Origin of the sequence: Streptomyces sp. NPDC005955, from assembly GCF_042871255.1 — a bacterium.
Taxonomy (GTDB): domain Bacteria; phylum Actinomycetota; class Actinomycetes; order Streptomycetales; family Streptomycetaceae; genus Streptomyces.
The window spans coordinates 252643-273841 of sequence record NZ_JBIAIF010000010.1 but is presented as its reverse complement, the minus strand read 5'-3'; the positions used below and the strand labels follow the sequence as shown (position 1 = coordinate 273841).

Annotated in this window: 17 protein-coding genes; 10 read left to right on the top strand and 7 right to left on the bottom strand. The window is 68.5% G+C overall.

Going from position 1 to position 21199, the window contains the following annotated elements; all coding sequences use genetic code 11:
• The first annotated feature begins 225 nt into the window (after positions 1 to 225).
• From ACFYOU_RS24015 to ACFYOU_RS24005, 3 genes are all read left to right on the top strand, one after another.
• A complete protein-coding gene (locus ACFYOU_RS24015) occupies positions 226 to 936 on the top strand; it encodes a PadR family transcriptional regulator (protein WP_387010319.1) in 711 nt (236 codons plus the stop codon).
• Between the two features lie 44 nt (positions 937 to 980).
• Positions 981 to 2063 (top strand): inositol-3-phosphate synthase, encoded by a 1083-nt coding sequence (locus ACFYOU_RS24010; RefSeq protein ID WP_387010317.1) that lies wholly within the window; start codon positions 981 to 983, stop codon positions 2061 to 2063.
• A 75-nt stretch (positions 2064 to 2138) separates the two neighbouring features.
• Positions 2139 to 3503 (top strand): MFS transporter, encoded by a 1365-nt coding sequence (locus tag ACFYOU_RS24005; protein ID WP_391308312.1) that lies wholly within the window; start codon positions 2139 to 2141, stop codon positions 3501 to 3503.
• On the opposite strand, the gene ACFYOU_RS24000 is transcribed toward ACFYOU_RS24005, so the two are convergent.
• Complete coding sequence (locus ACFYOU_RS24000; protein ID WP_389764117.1) at positions 3469 to 4962, bottom strand: CCA tRNA nucleotidyltransferase; 1494 nt, start codon at positions 4960 to 4962, stop codon at positions 3469 to 3471. The genes ACFYOU_RS24005 and ACFYOU_RS24000 overlap by 35 nt on opposite strands.
• Positions 4963 to 5284: 322 nt before the next feature.
• On the opposite strand from ACFYOU_RS24000, the gene ACFYOU_RS23995 reads away from it, so the two are divergent.
• From ACFYOU_RS23995 to trxA, 7 genes are all read left to right on the top strand, one after another.
• The gene (locus ACFYOU_RS23995) at positions 5285 to 7723 is read left to right on the top strand and encodes a DUF6049 family protein (RefSeq protein WP_391308310.1); all 2439 of its coding nucleotides are present in this window, start codon (positions 5285 to 5287) and stop codon (positions 7721 to 7723) included.
• A 47-nt stretch (positions 7724 to 7770) separates the two neighbouring features.
• A complete protein-coding gene (gene murJ / locus ACFYOU_RS23990) occupies positions 7771 to 10035 on the top strand; it encodes a murein biosynthesis integral membrane protein MurJ (protein ID WP_391308308.1) in 2265 nt (754 codons plus the stop codon).
• Positions 10036 to 10150: 115 nt separating this feature from the next.
• Complete coding sequence (locus ACFYOU_RS23985) at positions 10151 to 11878, top strand: protein kinase family protein (protein ID WP_389764110.1); 1728 nt, start codon at positions 10151 to 10153, stop codon at positions 11876 to 11878.
• A gap of 34 nt (positions 11879 to 11912) precedes the next feature.
• Entirely contained in the window at positions 11913 to 12620 is a 708-nt protein-coding gene (sigM, locus tag ACFYOU_RS23980; RefSeq protein WP_391308306.1) for an RNA polymerase sigma factor SigM, read from the top strand.
• Positions 12617 to 13585 (top strand): zf-HC2 domain-containing protein, encoded by a 969-nt coding sequence (locus tag ACFYOU_RS23975; protein ID WP_391308304.1) that lies wholly within the window; start codon positions 12617 to 12619, stop codon positions 13583 to 13585. The genes sigM and ACFYOU_RS23975 overlap by 4 nt, the downstream gene beginning before the upstream one ends.
• Positions 13586 to 13805: 220 nt before the next feature.
• Positions 13806 to 14768 carry a thioredoxin-disulfide reductase gene (gene trxB / locus ACFYOU_RS23970; protein WP_391308302.1) on the top strand — a complete coding sequence of 321 codons (963 nt, stop codon included), beginning with the start codon at positions 13806 to 13808 and terminating at the stop codon, positions 14766 to 14768.
• Between the two features lie 54 nt (positions 14769 to 14822).
• Positions 14823 to 15155: a thioredoxin gene (gene trxA / locus ACFYOU_RS23965; protein ID WP_385489348.1), complete on the top strand. Its 333-nt coding sequence runs from the start codon at positions 14823 to 14825 to the stop codon at positions 15153 to 15155.
• Between the two features lie 30 nt (positions 15156 to 15185).
• On the opposite strand, the gene ACFYOU_RS23960 is transcribed toward trxA, so the two are convergent.
• The 6 genes from ACFYOU_RS23960 to yidC form a co-directional block, all read right to left on the bottom strand.
• On the bottom strand, positions 15186 to 15803 hold the full coding sequence (locus ACFYOU_RS23960) for a GNAT family N-acetyltransferase (protein WP_391308300.1): 618 nt from the start codon (positions 15801 to 15803) through the stop codon (positions 15186 to 15188).
• Between the two features lie 208 nt (positions 15804 to 16011).
• A complete protein-coding gene (locus tag ACFYOU_RS23955) occupies positions 16012 to 17097 on the bottom strand; it encodes a ParB/RepB/Spo0J family partition protein (RefSeq protein WP_391308298.1) in 1086 nt (361 codons plus the stop codon).
• Positions 17094 to 18170 carry a ParA family protein gene (locus ACFYOU_RS23950; RefSeq protein ID WP_389764165.1) on the bottom strand — a complete coding sequence of 359 codons (1077 nt, stop codon included), beginning with the start codon at positions 18168 to 18170 and terminating at the stop codon, positions 17094 to 17096. The genes ACFYOU_RS23955 and ACFYOU_RS23950 overlap by 4 nt, the downstream gene beginning before the upstream one ends.
• A 407-nt stretch (positions 18171 to 18577) precedes the next feature.
• Positions 18578 to 19294, bottom strand: coding sequence for a 16S rRNA (guanine(527)-N(7))-methyltransferase RsmG (gene rsmG / locus ACFYOU_RS23945; RefSeq protein WP_387010298.1), 717 nt, complete (start codon positions 19292 to 19294; stop codon positions 18578 to 18580).
• 105 nt (positions 19295 to 19399) lie between these two features.
• Positions 19400 to 19906, bottom strand: coding sequence for a protein jag (locus ACFYOU_RS23940; protein WP_387010296.1), 507 nt, complete (start codon positions 19904 to 19906; stop codon positions 19400 to 19402).
• Between the two features lie 15 nt (positions 19907 to 19921).
• Positions 19922 to 21196 (bottom strand): membrane protein insertase YidC, encoded by a 1275-nt coding sequence (yidC, locus tag ACFYOU_RS23935; RefSeq protein ID WP_391308296.1) that lies wholly within the window; start codon positions 21194 to 21196, stop codon positions 19922 to 19924.
• Positions 21197 to 21199: the final 3 nt, after the last annotated feature.

The following is a 21199-nucleotide window of genomic DNA, read 5'->3' as shown; positions in this document are numbered from 1 at the left end:
TACGCACCGTCAAAACCCGCCTAGCCCCGAAGTTCACCCCAAATCAGGCAACTTGCTTCCCACGAATCAGTGATGTGACGCCGTTCACCATGCTCCCTCTTGTCGCATGCGGATGGCCGTTCTATCGTCGTGATGTATCGACTCGATACATCAGCTCGACATAAAGACCGTGTCGGGGCCCGATCCCAGCGGATGGCCACGGCGAACAACGAGGAGGAGGCGGCAGTGAGCCGACGCTCCGGCATCCTTGAGTTCGCCGTCCTCGGCCTGCTGCGTGAGGCCCCCATGCACGGCTATGAGCTGCGGAAACGACTGAACACGTCGCTGGGGGTGTTCCGCGCCTTCAGTTACGGGTCGCTCTACCCCTGCCTCAAGACGCTCGTCGCCAACGGGTGGTTGATCGAGGAGTCCGGAGGGACCTCCGAGGACGCCCTTGCGGCGCCACTGGCCGGGCGCCGCGCAAAGATCGTCTACCGACTGACCGCGGAAGGTAAGGAACACTTCGAGGACCTGCTCTCCCAGACGGGTCCCGATGCCTACGAGGACGAGCACTTCGCGGCTCGCTTCGCCTTCTTCGGACAGACTTCGAGGGATGTACGCATGCGCGTACTGGAAGGGCGCCGTAGCCGGCTGGAGGAGCGTCTGGAGAAGATGCGCGCCTCTCTGGCACGCACCCGGGAGCGCCTCGACGACTACACCCTCGAACTTCAGCGCCACGGAATGGAGTCCGTGGAGCGGGAAGTGCGCTGGCTGAACGAGCTGATCGAGAGCGAGCGGGCGGGACGGGAGCAGCGGCAACAGCCGCCCGCTCCGACCCCGGACGGGGATCCCGCCCGGCACCGACCGGCTCAGCAGGACACATCAGGGAAAACGGGCGGCCTGCCCCGGCACGGGGACACCTCCCGGCCGGATCCGTCCGATGACACCGCCACGTGAAGTCCACTCAGGGCTTCACCGAGTACACACAGGGAGCAACCGGAATGGGTTCGGTTCGCGTAGCCATCGTCGGCGTGGGCAACTGCGCCGCCTCGCTGGTGCAGGGCGTCGAGTACTACAAGGACGCCGACCCGGCGTCCAAGGTCCCGGGCCTCATGCACGTGCAGTTCGGGGAGTACCACGTCCGTGACGTGGAGTTCGTTGCCGCCTTCGACGTCGACGCCAAGAAGGTCGGCCTCGACCTCGCGGACGCCATCGGAGCCAGCGAGAACAACACCATCAAGATCTGCGACGTGCCGTCGTCCGGTGTGACGGTCCAGCGCGGCCACACCCTCGACGGTCTCGGCAAGTACTACCGCGAGACCATCGAGGAGTCCCCCGAGGCCCCGGTGGACGTCGTCCAGATCCTCAAGGACAGGCAGGTCGACGTTCTCGTCTGCTACCTGCCCGTCGGTTCCGAGGACGCGGCGAAGTTCTACGCCCAGTGCGCCATCGACGCCAAGGTCGGCTTCGTCAACGCCCTCCCGGTCTTCATCGCCGGTACCAAGGAGTGGGCGGACAAGTTCACCGAGGCCGGGGTGCCGATCGTCGGCGACGACATCAAGTCGCAGGTCGGTGCGACCATCACGCACCGCGTCATGGCGAAGCTGTTCGAGGACCGGGGCGTCCTCCTCGACCGCACGATGCAGCTCAACGTCGGCGGCAACATGGACTTCAAGAACATGCTGGAGCGCGACCGGCTGGAGTCCAAGAAGATCTCCAAGACGCAGGCCGTCACCTCGCAGATCCCCGACCGGGACCTCGGCGAGAAGAACGTCCACATCGGCCCGTCCGACTACGTCGCATGGCTCGACGACCGCAAGTGGGCCTACGTCCGCCTGGAGGGCCGCGCCTTCGGTGACGTTCCGCTGAACCTTGAGTACAAGCTTGAGGTCTGGGACTCCCCGAACTCCGCTGGTGTCATCATCGACGCGCTGCGCGCCGCGAAGATCGCCAAGGACCGGGGCATCGGTGGCCCGATCCTCTCCGCCAGTAGCTACTTCATGAAGTCCCCGCCGGTCCAGTACTTCGACGACGAGGCCCGGGAGAACGTGGAGAAGTTCATCAAGGGTGACGTCGAGCGCTGAACCTGCACAACGCGCTGATGTAGGAGGTCCCCGGGTCGTGTGCCCGGGGACCTTCGCCTATGTGAGGGTGGGGCCATGGCTGTCGTACGGGATCTGCGCGTCCTCCTGCGCTTCCAGGGATTCCGACGTCTCCTCGCCGTGCGGCTCCTCTCCCAAGGCGCCGACGGGGTGTACCAGGTCGCCCTGGCCACCTATGTGGTCTTCTCACCCGAGAAGCAGACGTCCGCCGCTGCCATCGCTTCGGCCATGGCGGTCCTGCTGCTGCCGTACTCCCTGGTCGGACCGTTCGCCGGCGTGCTGCTGGACCGCTGGCCGCGGCGGCAGGTGTTCCTCTACGGCAGCCTGCTCCGCGCGGCGCTCGCCGCGGTGACCGCTGTGCTGATCCTCGGCAACGTGCCGGACTGGCTCTTCTACGCCTCCGCCCTGTGTGTCACCGCCATCAACCGGTTCGTGCTCGCCGGGCTGTCGGCGGCCCTGCCCCGAGTGGTGGACGACGAACGACTGGTGATCGCGAACTCGTTGTCGCCGACCGCGGGCACCCTCGCCGCCACCGTGGGAGGCGGCCTCGCCTTCGGAGTGCGTCTGGTCTTCGACGACTCCGACGCCGCCGTCGTCGTTCTCGGTGCCGTCCTCTATCTGGGCGCGGCGCTCGCTGCCCTCCGGATCGGGCGCCAGGCGCTCGGCCCGGACTCCACCGACCGGCGTCTACGGCTGGGGGCCCAGGTCCTCGGGACCGCACGCGAGCTGGTCGCCGGAGTGCGTCATCTGGGGGAGCCGCCGCGCCGGGGCGCGGCCCGGGCCCTGGGCGCCATGACGCTGATGCGGTTCTGCTACGGAGCCCTGACCGTCATGGTGCTGATGCTGTGCCGGTACGCCTGGTCCTCCGGCGACGACTCCTCGGAGCGCGGGCTCGCCCTCCTCGGGCTCGCGGTGGGCGTGTCCGGGGCCGGTTTCCTCGTCGCCGCCCTGATCACTCCCTGGGCCGTGGGGCGCCTGGGACCCTATGGATGGATCACGACCTGTGCGGGGTCGGTAGCCCTCCTGGCACCGGCCCTGACCCTGCCATTCGCTCCGGTGCCGATCCTCGCTGCTGCTTTCCTCATCGGAGTGACCACCCAGGGAGCCAAGATCGCCACGGACACCGTGGTGCAGTCGTCCGTCGATGACGGATTCCGCGGCCGGATCTTCTCCGTGTACGACGTGCTGTTCAACGTCGCCTTCGTCGGAGCTGCCGGAGTGGCCGCACTGATGCTCCCTCCGGACGGCCGCTCCGTACCCCTGGTGATCACCGTGGCGCTCATCTATGCGGCGGTCGCCCTGCTGATGGCGCGGTACCGCCATCAGCCCCACCCCGCACCCGTACACGTCCCGGTCATGTTTCACGTGAAACATGACCGTCCAAGGGTCAGCCCTGGGGCTGGGCGGCCCACCACTCCTTGAGTGCGGCCACCGCGGCGTCCCGCTCCAGGGGGCCGTTCTCCAGCCTCAGCTCCAGCAGATGGGCGTATGCACGGCCGATCGCCGGGCCGGGCCCCACTCCCAGGATCTGCATGATCTCGTTCCCGTCGAGATCCGGGCGGATGGCGTCCAGCTCCTCCTGCTCCTGGAGCCGCGCGATGCGCTCCTCCAGCCCGTCGTACGCCCGGGAGAGGGCGGATGCCTTGCGCTTGTTCCGGGTCGTGCAGTCCGAACGGGTCAGCTTGTGCAGCCGCTCCAGCAAGGGGCCGGCATCGCGCACATAACGACGGACGGCGGAGTCGGTCCACTCACCGGTGCCGTAACCATGGAAGCGGAGATGCAGCTCGACCAACTGCGAGACGTCCTTGACCAAGTCATTGGAGTACTTGAGAGCCGTCATCCGCTTCTTGGTCATCTTCGCCCCGACCACCTCGTGGTGGTGGAAGGAGACCCGGCCGTCGTCCTCGAACCGACGGGTCCTGGGCTTGCCGATGTCATGCAGCAGCGCCGCCAACCGCAGAACGAGGTCGGGCCCCTCCTGCTCCAGCGCCATCGCCTGCTCCAGCACGATCAGCGTGTGCTCGTAGACGTCCTTGTGCCGGTGGTGCTCGTCCCGCTCCAACCGCAGCGCCGGCAGTTCGGGAAGGACCCGCTCGGCGATCCCGGTCTCGACCAGCAGGGTGAGGCCCTTGCGGGGGTGCGCGGAAAGGATCAGCTTGTTCAGCTCGTCCCGGACCCGCTCCGCCGAGACGATCCCGATCCGGTCGGCCATCTCCGTCATGGCCACGACCACGTCCGGGGCGACCTCGAAGTCCAACTGTGCCGCGAACCGAGCAGCGCGCATCATCCGCAGCGGATCGTCGGAGAAGGACTCCTCGGGCGTGCCGGGCGTGCGCAACACACGGCCCGCGAGATCCCCCAGTCCGCCGTACGGGTCGACGAACTCCTTCTCGGGCAGGGCGACCGCCATCGCATTGACCGTGAAGTCACGGCGGACGAGGTCGTCCTCGATGGAGTCGCCGTACGACACCTCGGGCTTGCGGGAGGTGCGGTCGTACGCCTCCGAGCGATAGGTCGTGATCTCGATCTGGAATCGCTGGACGGCCGTCTCACCCGGTGCCGCCGCGTTCTCCACCTCGGCGTCCTTCTGGCAGCCGACCGTTCCGAAGGCGATGCCCACCTCCCAGACCGAGTCCGCCCAGGGCCGCACGATCTTCAGCACGTCCGCGGGACGGGCGTCGGTGGTGAAGTCCAGGTCATTGCCGAGGCGGCCGAGCAGCGCGTCGCGGACGGAGCCGCCGACCAGGGCGAGGGAGAACCCTGCCTTCTGGAACTGGCGGGCCAGCTCGTCCGCGACGGGGGAGACCCGCAGCAGCTCACTGACCGCGCGGTGCTGCGCCTGGCTCAGGGCGCTGAGGTTGTCTTCGTTGGCGTTCGGCACAACAGGAAAGGGTACGTGCCCCGAGGGTGGACGAGCGCCCCCATAAACGCGGAGGCGGCCCCGCTCGGTCCCTCTCCGAGCACGACCCACAAGACGACTCATCCGCTGATGACCAGGTAAAGCCGCACTCATCAGGTGATGCACGGACAAGGGGCACACCACGGCCGCTCGGCCCCGCCGGGCCCGTCCCGGAGCGGGTCCCTCATGATCGTTGGGCAAACGATCTGTCGTGGACCGCGGCACTTGTACGCAGCGCGCATCGTTACCATGCGTGGACGCACTTCTGGACGACCACTGACGACGACGAGGGACGGGCGAGCGCGTGGCCGAGGCGGCAGACTTCACGGGGACCACTCCCTCACCTGCCCGCCGGTGGCTCCGGCGCACCGGAGCCCTGGCCGTTTCCCTACCGCTGCTCGCCTCCGCGGTCCTGGTCTCCGCCCCCACGGCGCAGGCCGAGGCCGCCGGGTCGGCACCGCAGGGCTCCACTCCCCGGGGGGTCCCGCACGCCTCCGCGGACAAGGGCGTGGTCGACGTCTCCCTGGACACGCTGACCCCGACGGCACCGGACGAGAACGACACGCTGACCGTCCGCGGCACCGTCACCAACAACGGCAAGCGAACGATCACCGACGGACAGGTCGACCTGTTGGTCGGCCGGGCGCTGCACACCCGCAGCTCCCTCGACGCCGCCGATCGACGCACCAAGCACGTCCCCGGGGTGGACGGCACCCCCGTGGGCGGCAAGTACGTCCAGGAGGTCGAGGAGCTCGCGCCCGGACGCACCCAGGACTTCAGCATCTCGGTGCCGGTGAAGGAACTGGCCCTCGACTCCGACGGGGTCTACCAGCTGGGCGTCACGCTGACCGGGCAGACCCCGACCCAGCGCTACGACCAGGTGCTCGGCATCGAGCGGGCCTTCCTGCCGTGGCAGCCCAAGGGCTCCGACGCCAAGACGAAGACGACCTTCCTGTGGCCGCTGATCTCGTCGACGCACCTCACCGCCGAGACCGGGTCCAACGAACAGCAGACCCGCGTGTTCGAGGACGACAGCCTCGCCAAGGAGATCGGCCCGGGCGGCAGGCTGCAGCAGATGCTGGCCCTCGGCACCTCCCTGGACGTGACCTGGGTCATCGATCCGGATCTGCTGGCTTCCGTCCACGCGATGGCCGACGGCTACCGGATCAAGGACGGCAGCAGGACCGTCGCGGGGAAGAACCGCGCCGTCGCCGGTCAGTGGCTCACCGACCTCCAGAAGGCCGTCCAGGGCGAGACCGTGGTGGCGCTGCCCTTCGCCGACCCCGACCTCGCCTCCCTCGCCCACCGGGGCAAGAACGTCTCCGGCTCGCTGAGTCACCTCAAGGACGCCACCGACGTGGCCGTGCTGACCGTCGAGTCGACCCTGCACGTGAAGCCCGTCACCGATTTCGCCTGGCCGGTCGAGGGCGCCATCGATCCGTCGATCGTCGACGTGGCGACCTCCGCCGGCGCCGACACGGTGATCGCCCGCAACGACAGCTTCCGGGAGACCGGCGGTCTCCCGTACACCCCGAGCGCCCCCCGGCCCATCGGCGGCGGCACCACGGCCGTGGTCGCCGACGCACGGCTGTCCAAGGCCTTCCAGGGGGATCTGACCCGCGCGGAGAGCTCCACCCTCGCGGTGCAGGAGTTCCTGGCCCAGAGCCTGATGATCACGCTCCAGGACCCGGGCGAGCCCCGGAGCATCGTGGTGGCGCCGCAGCGGATGCCGAGCACCAGCCAGGCCCAGTCCATGGCGAAGGCGATCCAGACGGTCCAGGAGGGCCGCTGGACCGACACCCAGGACCTGACGGCCGCCGCGAAGGCGAAGCCGGACCCGGGAGCGACCACGCGCGTGCCGTCCGGGCGGTCCTACCCGGGGCACCTGCGCAAGCAGGAACTCGACGTCGCAGCCTTCGAGGTGGTCCAGAGCACGCAGCGCAAGCTCGACGACTTCAGCACGATCCTCACCGATCCCGACCGCGTCGTCACCCCGTTCGGCCGCGCCATCGACCGCGGCATGTCGACGTCCTGGCGCGGCCGGGCCACCGAAGGGGACGCCTTCCGCAAGGGAGTGGAACGGCACCTGGCCGATCTGATGCGCAGCGTGCAGCTGATCGACAAGTCCGATGCCCAGCTCTCCGGCCGCAGCGCCACCATCCCGGTCACGGTGAAGAACAACCTGGTCCAGGGCGTCGACAACCTGCGGCTCCGACTGACCTCGACCAAGCCGAAGCGCCTCAAGATCGGCGACGAGGCGTACGGCGAGCAGACCGTCAAGCTCGCCGGCGAACGCAGCCAGACGCTGAAGTTCGACACCAACGCCAACGCCAACGGCATCGTCGACGTGGAGGCGCAGCTCATCACCGAGGACGGGTCCCCGTACGGCGACAAGGTGCGCTTCCGGGTACAGGTCAACGAGGTGACGCCGACGGTCATGCTGGTCATCGCCGGAGGACTGCTCCTGCTGGTGCTCGCCGGATTCCGGATGTACCAGCAGCGCAAGCGGGTGACCGCCCGGCAGGCCGCGGAGGAAGCAGCCGCCCCCACCGGCGACGCCCCCGACGACGCCGCCGGCACGGATGCCGCAGCGACGGACGCCGGCGAGGACGCGGGGACCTCCGAGGGCGGGTCCGCCGACGTCACACGGGCTCCCGAACCCGAGCAGCCGAGTGACCCGACACCGGACACCGCTGCGGAAAGCACCGACCCGTCCGGCACGGGTGAGAGAGTGGACCGTTGAGCGATGTCGTGGCCGGTGGGCCCGGGGACGATGAGGTGGGGTAGACCATGAACGCGCCGTACGACGGTGACCGCGGCCAGGGCGCGGACGGCGATCCCTCCGCTCAGGGGTTCCCTCCGCACCCCTACGACCCGCACCAGACGCCGCAGCAGCCGGCCGCCGACCTGTACGTTCAGGACGCCTACGCCCAGGACCCGTATCGCACGCAGGACCTCTCCGCGCAGGACCCGGTGACGGAGGCCCTGTACGACCGGTCCGCACACCCCCCACCACCCCCGGGCACCTACCCGGACCCCAACCAGCTCTACGCCCCGCCCGCCGCTCAGTACGCCCCCGACCCCCATCTGTGGGCGCAGCCCCCCGCGCCCGAGCCCGAGGGGCCCACCCAGCACCTCCCGTACGGCGACGACGCCCGGACGACGCAGTTCGTGGGGGTCGACGACCTGGTCACCCGGGCGAGCGAGCAGCGGTCGGAGCCGGACGCCTTCGCCCACCTCTTCCGTGACCAGCAGCAGGCCGGCGGCGGTGCGCGACCCGCCTACGAAACCGCCCCGCCCGCACCGCCCGTCGCTGGCGCCCCGGGTGCGGCCTATGCGGCTCCCGTGCCGCCGGCCCCGCCCGTCGCCCCGGTACCGGCTCCGACGCCCGAGCCCGCCGCCCCCGCGCCGGCACCCGCGCGCAAGGGGCGCGGCTCCAGCGTGCTGAAGTCCAGCGCGCTGATGGCGTCCGGCACGATCGTGTCGCGGCTCACCGGGTTCGTCCGCACGGTGGTGATCACTGCGGCGCTCGGTGCGGCCTTCCTCGGCGACGCGTTCACCGTCGCCTACACGCTGCCCACGATGATCTACATCCTGAGCATCGGCGGCGGCCTCAACTCGGTGTTCGTGCCGCAGCTCGTCCGCGCCATGAAGGACGACGAGGACGGCGGCGAGGCGTACGCCAACCGACTGCTGACCCTCGTGATGGTCGTTCTCGGTGTCATCGTCGCGCTGTCGGTCTTCGCCGCTCCGCTGCTCATCCAGTTGATGTCGGACCCGATCGCCGACGACAAGGCCGCGAACAGCGTCGCCGTCGCCTTCGCCCGCTACTGCCTGCCGACGATCTTCTTCATGGGCGTGCACGTGGTGATGGGGCAGATCCTCAACGCGCGGGGCAGGTTCGGCGCGATGATGTGGACCCCGGTCCTGAACAACCTCGTCATGATCGCCACGTTCGGACTGTTCATCTGGGTGTACGGCAGCTCCGCCGAATCCGGTATGCAGGTCGACACGATCCCGGACGACGGAATCCGACTGCTCGGCATCGGCACCCTGCTGGGTCTGGTGGTCCAGGCCCTGGCGATGATCCCCTACCTGCGGGAGACCGGCTTCCGCTTCCGGCTCCGGTTCGACTGGAAGGGCCAGGGACTGGGCAAGGCGGTGAAGCTCGCCAAGTGGACCGTGCTCTTCGTCCTCGCCAATCAGGCCGGCGTCCTGGTGGTCACCCAGTTGGCGACCGCAGCGGGCAAGGAGGCGGAACAGGGCGGCGCGGGCCTGCTGGCCTACTCGAACGCCCAGCTCATCTGGGGCATGCCCCAGGCGATCATCACCGTGTCGGTGATGGCGGCACTGCTCCCCCGCATCTCGCGGGCGGCCCACGACAACGACCCGGGCGCGGTCCGTGACGACATCTCCAGCGGGCTGCGCACCTCGGCGGTCGCGATCGTGCCCGTGTCCTTCATGTTCGTCGCCCTCGGCATCCCCATGTGCACCCTGCTCTTCGCGTCCACGGGGGTCGGAACGGCGCAGTCGATGGGCTACATCCTGATGGCGTTCGGCCTCGGACTGATCCCCTTCTCCGTCCAGTACGTCGTGCTGCGCGGCTTCTACGCCTACGAGGACACCCGGACGCCCTTCTACAACACCGTCATCGTCGCCGCGGTGAACGCCACCGCGTCAGCGGCCTGCTACGTCCTCCTGCCCGCGCGCTGGGCCGTCGTCGGCATGGCCGCCTCGTACGGACTCGCCTACGCGGTCGGGGTCGGCGTGGCCTGGCGGCGACTGCGGACCCGGCTCGGGGGCGATCTGGACGGTTCCCAGGTGGTGCGGACCTACGCGCGGCTGTCCATGGCCTCGATCCCGGCCGCCCTCGTCGGTGGGGCGGTCGGCTACGGAGTCACCCGGGTGCTCGGCCAGGGCGCACTCGGCTCGGCCGCCGCCCTCGTCATCGGCGCAATCGCCCTCCTGGGCGTCTTCTACGTGGCGGCCCGCAGGATGCGTATCGAGGAGTTGAACTCGATGGTCGGCATGGTGCGGGGACGTCTGGGACGCTGAGAACGGGGCAGTCGCACAACCATCGGCGGCCATCGCGTGTCGTGCATAGCACCGGACTGTGGGCACAATTGGCACGGGCGTCGAGAGCGCAACGACTGGGGAGGCAGGAACGACGGTGGCGGAACGGAGCACGGCTGCCGTCGACGTGGCAGACAACAGCGGTGACGAACCGCTGACCGCCGAGGCGGGACGGGCCACGGCCGACGGGGTGGCCAGTACCGGCGAGACCGGGGAGCAGAACACCACGGACACGGACGCGGACAACAGCGGCACGACGGGCGGGTCCGAACGGACCTCACCGCCCGAACTGCATAGCGGGCACAAACTCGCGAGACGCTACCGGCTCGAAGAGTGTGTGACCCGTCTGGACGGCTTCAGCAGTTGGCGCGCGGTGGACGAGATGCTCCGCAGGGCCGTCGGCGTGCACGTCCTGCCCGCCGACCATCCGCGTGCCCGTTCGGTCCTCGCCGCGGCCCGCTCGTCCGCCCTCCTGGGCGACCCCCGGTTCGTCCACGTGCTGGACGCCGTGGAGGAGAACGACCTCGTCTACGTCGTCCACGAGTGGCTGCCCGACGCCACCGAGCTGACGGCGCTCCTCGCCGGCGGAACGCTGGAGGTCCACGACGCCTACCAGATGGTGGCCCAGGTCTCCCAGGCCATGGCCGCCGCCCACCGCGAGGGACTGGCGCACCTGCGACTCGCGCCGAGCGCGGTGCTGCGCACCTCCACCGGTCAATGGCGCATCCGTGGCCTCGCGGTCAACGCCGCCCTGCGCGGCATCACCTCGGACACCCCGGAGCGCACCGACACCGAAGCGATCGGTGCCCTGCTCTACGCCGCGCTGACCCAGCGCTGGCCCTACGAGAACGATGCGCACGGCCTCCACGGGCTGCCCAAGGGGGTCGGGCTCATCGCGCCCGACCAGGTGCGTGCGGGAGTCCACCGGGGCCTGTCGGAGCTGGCGATGCGGGCACTCGTCAACGAGGGCGCCACCGCCTCGCGCCAGGAACCGCCGTGCACCACGCCGGAGGACCTCGTCCGGGCCATCAACGAGATGCCCCGTATCCGTCCGCCGGAGCCCGTGTTCCGGACCCCACCGGACTACCAGCGCACGACCTACCAGCAGGGCTCGTACGGGCGCCCCGGCGGAGGTGCGCCCCTGCGGGCGACCGCGCCGCTCCCGCCTCCTCCACCACCGTTGCAGAGCCGCGCCGGCAGGGCGCTGAAGTGGACGGTCTCCGCCCTGTTGATCGCCGCTCTCGGCCTCGGCAGCTGGCAGCTGGCCGACGCCCTGATAGAGAAGGACAAGGGCGCCGATCCGGACCAGTCCGAGACGGTGGAGACCAACAAGAAGAACACCGAGAAGAAGCCGCTGCGACCGCTCGCCATCGAGGGGTCCGCGGAGTACTACCCGGACGGCAAGGCGCAGCACCCGAACGACGCCCGTCTCACCCACGACCGTGCCGCTTCGACGTACTGGCGGACGTACTCCTTCATGGACGGGCCGCGTCTGGCCCCGTACAAGTCGGGTGTCGGGCTCGTCTACGACCTCGGTAGCGAGAAGTCCCTCGCCGCCGCGACGATCAAGCTGAACTACGGCGGGGACCGGACCACCGGCGCCCTGTACGCGGCCGACTCGCTGTCCTCGTCCGCCTCGCTCGACTCCATGAAGAAGCTCGCCACGGCGTCCACCCAGGGCCAAGAACTCAAGATCAACGTCACCAAGCCGTCGAAGACCCGCTACGTCGTGCTCTGGCTGACCGAGTTGCCCTACGCCCAGGGCGACGAGTACAGCCGCGCGGGCTACAAGCAAGCCATCACGGATGTGAAGTTCACCGGCTGACAGCACCGACGGTTCCGGGGAGGGTGGTGCGACCGTGGCCGATGCCGCGTACGACGGGGTGGGTGATCAGGACCTCCTGACACGCCACGTCGACGGGGACACCGAAGCCTTCGGTGAGCTGGTGCGGCGCCACCGCGACCGGCTGTGGGCCGTGGCCCTGCGCACCCTGGGAGACCGGGAAGAGGCGGCCGACGCCGTCCAGGACGCGCTGGTCTCCGCCTATCGGGCCGCGCACACCTTCCGCGGCCAGGCCGCCGTCACCACCTGGTTGCACCGCATCACCGTGAACGCCTGTCTGGATCGCGCCCGCAAGACGGCGTCCCGCAGAACGGCTCCGGTGGATGACGCCGAGCGACTGGAACAGTTGCTGGAACCCCATGAGTCGGCGTACGCACCCGCGGAACGCAGCGATCTCCACCGTCAGCTCGTCGAGGCCCTGAGCACGCTTCCCCCGGATCAACGGGCCGCTCTGGTGCTGATCGACATGCAGGGCTACTCCGTGGCCGAAGCCGCGAGCGTCCTCGACGTTCCCCCGGGCACGGTGAAGAGCCGGTGCGCCCGCGGCCGGGCCAAGCTCCTCCCGCTCCTCTCCCATCTGCGCACCACGTCCCGGAGAGAGAACGAGAAGCCGGGCGGGAAAAGGAACCAGTCCCCAGGGGCATCCGTCCCACCCGCAGGAGCAGCACCCGACACGGGCGCGACCGATTCCACTGCGGTGAAGGGCGGAGGTGGGCGAGCGTGACAACGAGCATCGATACGGCTGGGCATCCGGCCGTCGAGGAGATCTCGGACCTCACAGAGGGCCTCCTCCCACCCGACCGGGCGGCGAGCCTACGGCTGCATCTGGACGCTTGCCCCGAGTGCGCCGAGCTCTACGCCTCGCTGGAAGAAATCCGCCTGCTGCTGGAAGCCGCCGACGACCCCGGGCCCATGCCGGACGACGTGGTCTCCCGGGTGGAGGCAGCCCTCGTCGCCGAAGCCCCGGTGACACGGGCAGAATCACCCGACCCCATAGCCGCGGTGTCCGAGCCGTCTGAGCCGTCTGAGCGTGTTTCACGTGAAACAGCGCTGCCCTCCAAAGGGCCGGGCAGGACGCAGCCCCAGCGACCTGCTGGGCACGGCCGCGGCGGCACCGGTCCGGGACGCACCGACCGCGGGCGATCCAGGCGGATCAGGACGGCCGCCTTCGGCACCGTTCTCGCCGCCGCAGCGTTGGGGCTGGGTTCGCTGCTGGTCCAGTCGATGGACGGCGGCAACAACGACCAAGGGGCTGCTCCGACGAACCGGACGGCGCCCACCCCCGAAATGCACGGCTCCTTCTCCAAGGACAACCTCCAAGGCCGTGTCGATGAGCTGCTGAAGAAGGAGTCGCCGGCAGCGAACTCTGCGGAGACGGATTCGCCCTCGCTGGGCACCGCCTCGGGCGAGGAGCCTCCCGCACCTCACACGCCCTTCCGCGACGGCGGCGCCGGCACCTTGACGACCGTCCATGTACCGGAGTGCGTACAGCAAGGCATCGGCCGTACCGAACAAGCCCTCGCCAGCGAAGAGGGAACGTACGGGAACAAGGCCGCGCTCCTGGTCGTGATGCCGCATGTCACGGACACCCATCAGGTGTCCGCCTACGTGGTCGACACGACCTGTGTGACCCAGCGGTCAGCGACCCCGGGCAAGGTGCTTCTCTCCCACTCCTACCCCCGCCGCTGACCCGCGGGCCACGGTTCCTCAGCGTCGTCTCCCTCCCCGCTGCCTGGCCCCGTCGTGCCCCGCACGTCGATCAGGACCAAGCCCGCGGAAGACCCTCCTGTGAGCCCGACGGCACAGGGAATGCACGCCCCGTAGTATCCGTTGGGTGGTGTGGGAGCCCTTCGCGTCCCGGCTTCCACCCGGAAGTACGAAGTTGTCTCCAGAGACGAGGAATGAAGCCGTGAGCGACGTCCGAAACGTGATCATCATCGGCTCCGGGCCCGCCGGATATACGGCAGCGCTCTACACCGCGCGTGCGGCCCTGAAGCCGCTGGTCTTCGAGGGCGCCGTCACCGCTGGTGGTGCGCTGATGAACACCACCGAGGTCGAGAACTTCCCCGGGTTCCAGGACGGGATCATGGGCCCGGCGCTCATGGACAACATGCGCGCCCAGGCCGAGCGCTTCGGCGCCGAGCTGGTCCCCGACGACGTGGTCAGCGTGGACCTCAGCGGTGAGATCAAGACCGTGACGGACACCGCCGGTACCGTGCACCGCGCCAAGTCGGTCATCGTCACGACGGGCTCGCAGCACCGCAAGCTCGGGCTGCCGAACGAGGACGCCCTCTCTGGACGTGGAGTCTCCTGGTGCGCCACCTGCGACGGGTTCTTCTTCAAGGACCAGGACATCGCCGTGATCGGCGGCGGTGACACGGCGATGGAGGAGGCCACCTTCCTCTCCCGCTTCGCCAAGTCGGTGACGATCGTGCACCGCCGGGACTCGTTGCGCGCCTCGAAGGCGATGCAGGAGCGCGCCTTCGCCGACCCGAAGATCAAGTTCATCTGGGACAACGAGGTTGCCGCGATCCATGGCGACCCGAAGCTCAGCGGTCTCACCCTGCGCAACCTCAAGACCGGCGAAGAGTCCGAGCTCCCGGTGACGGGCCTGTTCATCGCCATCGGTCACGACCCCCGCACCGAACTGTTCAAGGGCCAGCTCGACCTGGACGACGAGGGCTACCTCAAGGTCCAGGCCCCTTCGACCCGCACCAACCAGACGGGAGTGTTCGGCGCCGGCGATGTCGTCGACCACACCTACCGCCAGGCGATCACCGCTGCCGGTACCGGCTGCTCCGCCGCCCTGGACGCCGAGCGCTACCTTGCCTCTCTGGCCGACGCGGAGGCGGCTACGGCCGCCGCTGTCTGATCTTCTCCCCCTTCCCTCTTCCCTTCATCGCTTCACCGAATTAAGGAGCCCGCCGTGGCCGGCACCCTCAAGAATGTGACGGACTCTTCCTTCGACGAGGACGTCCTCAAGAGCGACAAGCCCGTTCTGGTCGACTTCTGGGCCGCATGGTGCGGGCCGTGCCGCCAGATCGCGCCGTCCCTTGAGGCCATCGCCCAGGAGTACGGCGACAAGATCGAGGTGGTCAAGCTCAACATCGATGAGAACCCGGCCACGGCCGCCAAGTACGGGGTCATGTCCATCCCCACGCTGAACGTCTACCAGCGTGGCGAGGTCGCCAAGACGATCGTGGGCGCCAAGCCGAAGGCCGCCATCGTGCGCGACCTGGAGGACTTCATCGCCGACTGACGGCCGATGAATGTTTCACGTGAAACATCGTTAGAGCGGGCGTAGCGCTGGTTCCTTCTGGACGGCCCCCAACAGACGATCGAGCGCCATCTCCACGTCTTCCTTCCAGGAGAGCGTGGTGCGCAACTCCAGCCGAAGTCGCGGGAAGGAGGGATGCGGCCGCACGGTCTTGAAGCCCACCGCCAGGAGATGGTCCGCAGGGAGCACACAAGCAGGCTCTGCCCAACGGGCCTGACCGAATGCCTCGATGGCTCGGACGTTCCGCCGCAGGAGATCCTTGGCGACGGTCTGCACCATCACGCGTCCGAGCCCCTGTCCCTGGTAGGCCGGAGTGATCCATCCCGTCATCAGTTGGACGGCGTCCGCCGCGACGGGGCTCGTCGGGAAGGCCGTGGAACGAGGGACGTACGCCGGGGGAGCGTAGAGAACGAACCCCACCGGGACATCGTCCACATAGACGACCCGGCCGCAGGACCCCCACTCCAGCAGAACAGCGGAGATCCAGGCTTCCTTCTCCACCTCCGGCTTCCCCGCCCGGGTCGCTGCATGCCCACTGACCGGGTCCAGCTCCCAGAACACGCACGCCCGGCAGCGGTGCGGAAGGTCCTTCAGATTGTCCAGTGTGAGCGGTACGAGCCGACGCCCCATACCGGCAGCACCTCACTTCCTTGCCCGCACCACCTTCGTTGCCCCAGAGTCACACCGGGCACGGAGGCAGTGCTCCTCGATCGTATCCACGAAGCGATGACGCGGACCTCGCCACACAGCAAAGGACGGGTCGATTCCCGGTGTTCACCGGAGACGACCCGTCCTCGTCACTCTGCCCCGCTGCGGAGGAAGAAGCTCGGCTGTGGGCTCACTCCTCCGTGCTGTCGGGAGTCTGCGCGGTCAGGCCCTTCTGAAGCACCTGTCCCTCCCCCGGAGCCAGCGAGCCAAGGATGCGCTCCAGGTCTTCCATGGAGGCGAACTCCACCACGATCTTGCCCTTCTTCTGCCCCAGGTCCACCTTCACCCGGGTCTCGAACCGGTCCGACAACCGGGTGGCGAGATCAGTCAGCGCGGGCGAAACCCGCCCCCCGGCCCGTGGCCCCCTGGACCGCGGAGCGGTCTGCGGGCCGGACGCCATCAGAGTGACGATGTCCTCGACCGCCCGGACGGAAAGCCCTTCGGCCACGATCCGGTGGGCGAGCCGGTCCTGCTCCTCGGAGTCGTCCACCGACAGCAGAGCACGTGCATGCCCTGCCGACAGCACACCCGCGGCCACCCGACGCTGCACCGGCGGGGAGAGCTTCAACAGCCGTAGGGTGTTGGAGACCTGGGGGCGGGACCGGCCGATCCGGTCGGCCAACTGGTCATGCGTGCAGTTGAAGTCCCGGAGTAGCTGGTCGTAGGCCGCGGCTTCTTCGAGCGGGTTGAGCTGAGCCCGGTGGAGGTTCTCCAGCAGGGCATCGAGCAGCAGCTTCTCGTCTTCGGTGGCCCGGACGATCGCCGGGATGCGCTCCAGACCGGCCTTGCCGCAGGCCCTCCAGCGACGCTCGCCCATGATCAGCTCGAAGCGTCCCGGACTCACCTGCCGAACGACCACGGGCTGGAGCAGGCCGACCTCCTTGACGGAGGTCACCAACTCCGCCAGGGCGTCCTCGTCGAAGTTCTCGCGCGGCTGACGGGGGTTGGGCGCGATGGAGTCGAGGGGCAGTTCGGCGAAGTAGGCCCCCGTGGTGTTCTCCGGGGTTCCTCCGATGAGGGACTCGGGGGACACCGTACTCGCGGGCAGCGAGGTCACCTTCGCCGCGGCCACTCCACGTTCCGTCGTCAGCACCGGTCCCGCAGCGGCCGGCACCGTGGGGCTCGGGCCGGCGGCCTGGCTCGTCTTCTCGGGCGTCGGGGCGGCCGGGATGAGGGCGCCTAGTCCACGGCCCAGCCCCCTACGTCGTTCACTCACTGAGTCCCCTCCGCCATGCTCTGGTGCTTGTTGTGATGACCCGCACGGGCGTGCTGCCCTTCGTACACCATCTCGGTCCCTCGTAGGGCGATCTCTCGCGCGGCTTCGAGGTAGGAGAGGGCACCGCTTGACCCCGGGTCGTAGGTCAGGACTGTCTGCCCGTAACTCGGTGCTTCAGAGATGCGCACCGAGCGGGGAATGCTGGTCCGCAGCACCTCTTCACCGAAGTGCGTGCGAACCTCCTCGGCGACCTGTGAGGCCAACCGTGTCCGACCGTCGTACATGGTCAGCAGGATCGTCGACACATGCAGCGTCGGATTGAGGTGACCGCGGACCAGATCGACATTGCGCAGCAGCTGCCCCAGTCCCTCCAGCGCGTAGTACTCACACTGGATCGGGATCAGTACCTCGGCACCGGCCACGAGCGCATTGACGGTGAGAAGCCCCAGCGAGGGCGGGCAGTCGATCAGCACATAGTCGAGGGGCTGTTCATACGCCTGGATGGCACGCTGAAGGCGACTCTCCCGGGCCACCAGGGAGACCAACTCGATCTCCGCACCGGCAAGGTCGATCGTGGCGGGAGCGCAGAAGAGACCTTCGACGTCCGGTACCGGTTGCACCACCTCGGAGAGCGGCTTGCTCTCGATCAACACGTCATAGATGGACGGGACTTCGGCGTGATGGTCGATCCCCAGCGCGGTGGAGGCATTGCCCTGGGGGTCGAGGTCGATCACCAGAACGCGGTTGCCGTGCATCGCGAGTGAAGCCGCAAGGTTCACCGTGCTGGTGGTCTTGCCCACCCCGCCCTTCTGATTGGCGACCACCATGATGCGGGTCTGCTCCGGTCGGGGCAGACCGCCCTCGGTGCGGCCCAGCGCTTCCATCGCCAGTTGGGCAGCACGACCGATAGGGGTGTCATCCATCGGCGGCGGTGTTTCACGTGAAACATCCTCCCCCGCCGACTCGGTACGGGGACCGGGGACCGGATCGGTCATCGGTCCCGCGATGTGGGCGTCGGACCGCACGGATTCACTCTCCTCGACTTCAGGCTCGCAATGAACAGAGCCTCCCATGGCGGTGGGGTCGCGAACCAGCGAGGCCCGTGCTTCTGTGGAGAATTCCGCTTCTGTGGAAAACTCCGTTCCTCCTGAGGGTGACTTGAGTGAGCCAAGGGGCTTGCGGTCACGAGGTTCGGCCCCGGCCCGGCCGCGACCGATGATGCCGTGCAGCAGTGAGCGACGTTTCACGTGAAACACGATGCCGAGCCATCCCGACCGCACCGGTGCGACACTCCGCAGCATGCGGCGGGGCAGCTTGGGTGGAGTACGGCACCGGTGGTGGAGGGAAGGGCTCAGGCCCGGTCGCAGTCGTGGTGAGGCGCCCTGGCCTGCCCGGGTCGTGCAGCGGCTGACGGCACAGAAAGGCCCCGGCGGGTGAGAACCACCTTCACCACTGCCGGGGCCGATCTTCAAGCAGTCGATCAACGACGACGGCGCGCCCGACTCACCCGGGCCGCCTTGGCCCGCTTGGCCGCGAAGCGCACGCCTCCGGGGCTCTCACCGACCTCCACCCGCACCACGGTGGACAACGGGTCGACGATGCCCTCACCGACGTGCAGGACCGAGGTGTCCACGGCGCCGAGCTTGCTCAAGGCAGCCCCCGCACTCTTGACCTCTTCCTCCGCCGTATCGCCCTTGAGGAGCAACATCTCTCCGTAGGGACGGAGCAGGGGAACGCCCCAGGCGGCGAGTCGGTCCAGTGGAGCCACCGCACGTGCGGTCACCACATGCACCGGGGTCAGCTTGCCGAGTACCTCCTCGGCCCGGCCGCGCACCACGGTCACATGGTCGAGGCCCAGCAGCTCCACGACCTCGTTGAGGAAGTTGGTGCGGCGGAGGAGCGGCTCCAACAGGGTGATCTTCAGATCCGGGCGGACCAGGGCCAGCGGGATGCCGGGCAGCCCGGCGCCGGAACCCACGTCGCAGACCGTCACGCCGGTCGGCACGACCTCCGAGAGGACCGCGCAGTTCAAGAGATGCCGTTCCCAGAGGCGTGGCACCTCACGGGGACCGATGAGCCCACGCCGGACCCCTGCTTCGGCCAGCAGCTCGGCGTACCGAACGGCGTCGTCGAAACGATCACCGAATGCCTCCCGGGCCTGCTCGGGCGCCGGGGGGAGTTCCGCTGCCTCCGTCACGGGGACCGTCCTTCCGTACCGCGTAACCGCACTGGGTGATGACTATCAGGCTGACAAAGACCGGCCCCGTCTGCGAACAGACGGGGCCGGGAACTCACGTGCCGATCAGACGGGGAGGACGACGACGAAGCGCTGCGGCTCCTCGCCCTCGGACTCGCTCCGCAGTCCGGCGGCCTTGACCGCGTCGTGGACGACCTTGCGCTCGAAGGGCGTCATCGGATCGAGCTTGATCGCTTCGCCGGTGTTCTTCACATCGGCAGCGGCCTTGGCGCCGATCTCCGACAGCTCCTCGCGCTTCTTCGCGCGGTAGCCGGCGATGTCGAGCATCAGGCGGCTGCGGTCACCGGTCTCGCGGTGCACCGCGAGCCGGGTCAGCTCCTGAAGGGCTTCCAGGACCTCGCCCTCACGGCCGACGAGCTTCTGGAGGTCACGCGCGCTGTCGCTGATGATCGACACCGCGGCGCGGTCGGCCTCGACGTCCATGTCGATGTCGCCGTCGAGATCGGCGATGTCGAGCAGACCCTCAAGGTAGTCCGCCGCGATCTCGCCCTCCTGCTCAAGGCGGGTCATGGTGTCGCCCTCAGCGGCGGCGGAGGTGGTGCCTTCCGTCACGGGATGGACTCCTTCTTACTTCTTGGAGGGGTGTTGAGGACGCTGCGGGCCCTTGCGCGGCCCGGACTTGGCCTTGCTGCGGGTACCGGAGCCGGGTTGGCCACCGGCGGGCTTGGGCTCTCGCTTGGCGGCCCGGGGTTCGTCCTCGGACTTCGTCAGCGAGGTCTTCGGGGTGTCGGGCGTCGCGGGCTGCCGGGTCTGGCGCTGGGACTTCGACTGACGCTTGGGCTGCTGACGCCGGCCGGCGCCGGCAGCCGTCTCGCCGTCCTCGGATTCGGTGGTCACCACATCGCTGACGGCCACCGCACCGTCGGTCTGAGCGGCCAGTCCGGCCTTGGAGAGCCCGTTGATGAAGCGCCGCTCGTTCTCGTTGCGGTCCCGTCCCTTGGCGACGATCATCTTCACCGCCGCACGGTCGCGACGGCTACCGATCTTCTTCTTGTTCGTCGCCTGCTTGAGGAGCCGCTCCAGGTAGTCACCCTGTGCCTTGCTGCCCGGAGTGGGGTTCTGGCGGATGACGTACATCTGCTGGCCCATGGTCCACACGTTGGTGGTCAGCCAGTAGACGAGGACACCGACCGGGAAGTTGATGCCGAAGACGGCGAAGATCACGGGGAAGACGTACATCAGCATCTTCTGCTGCTGCATGAACGGCGTCTTCACCGTGGTGTCGATGTTCTTGGTCATCAGCTGGCGCTGCGTGTAGAACTGCGACAGCGACATCAGAACGATCATGATCGCCGTGACGACCCGGACGTCCAGCAGCGTGGAGCCGAGGGCCTCGACCTTGTCCGCGCTGTCCATGAACTTCGCGGCCAGGGGGGCGCCGAAGATGTGCGCCTTCTGGGCGCTCTCCAGCAGCGGCTGGTCGATGACGCCGACCGTCTTGTTCGAGGCGATGCTGCTGAGCACGTGGTACAGGGCGAAGAAGAACGGCGACTGCGCCAGGATGGGAAGGCACGAGGAGAGCGGGTTGGTGCCCGTCTCCTTGTACAGCTTCATCATCTCTTCGGACTGACGCTGCTTGTCGTTCTTGTAGCGCTCCTGGATCTTCTTCATCTCGGGCTGGAGCGTCTGCATGGCCCGGGTCGCCTTGATCTGCTTCACGAAGAGCGGGATCAGACAGATCCGGATCAGGATCACCAGGGACATGATCGACAGGCCCCAGGCCCAGCCCGTGTCCGGACCGAAGACGGCACCGAACAGCTTGTGGAACTGGACGATCACCCAGGAGACAGGCGTGGTGATAAAGCTGAACAAACCGGCGATCGAACTTACGATGTCATCCACTAA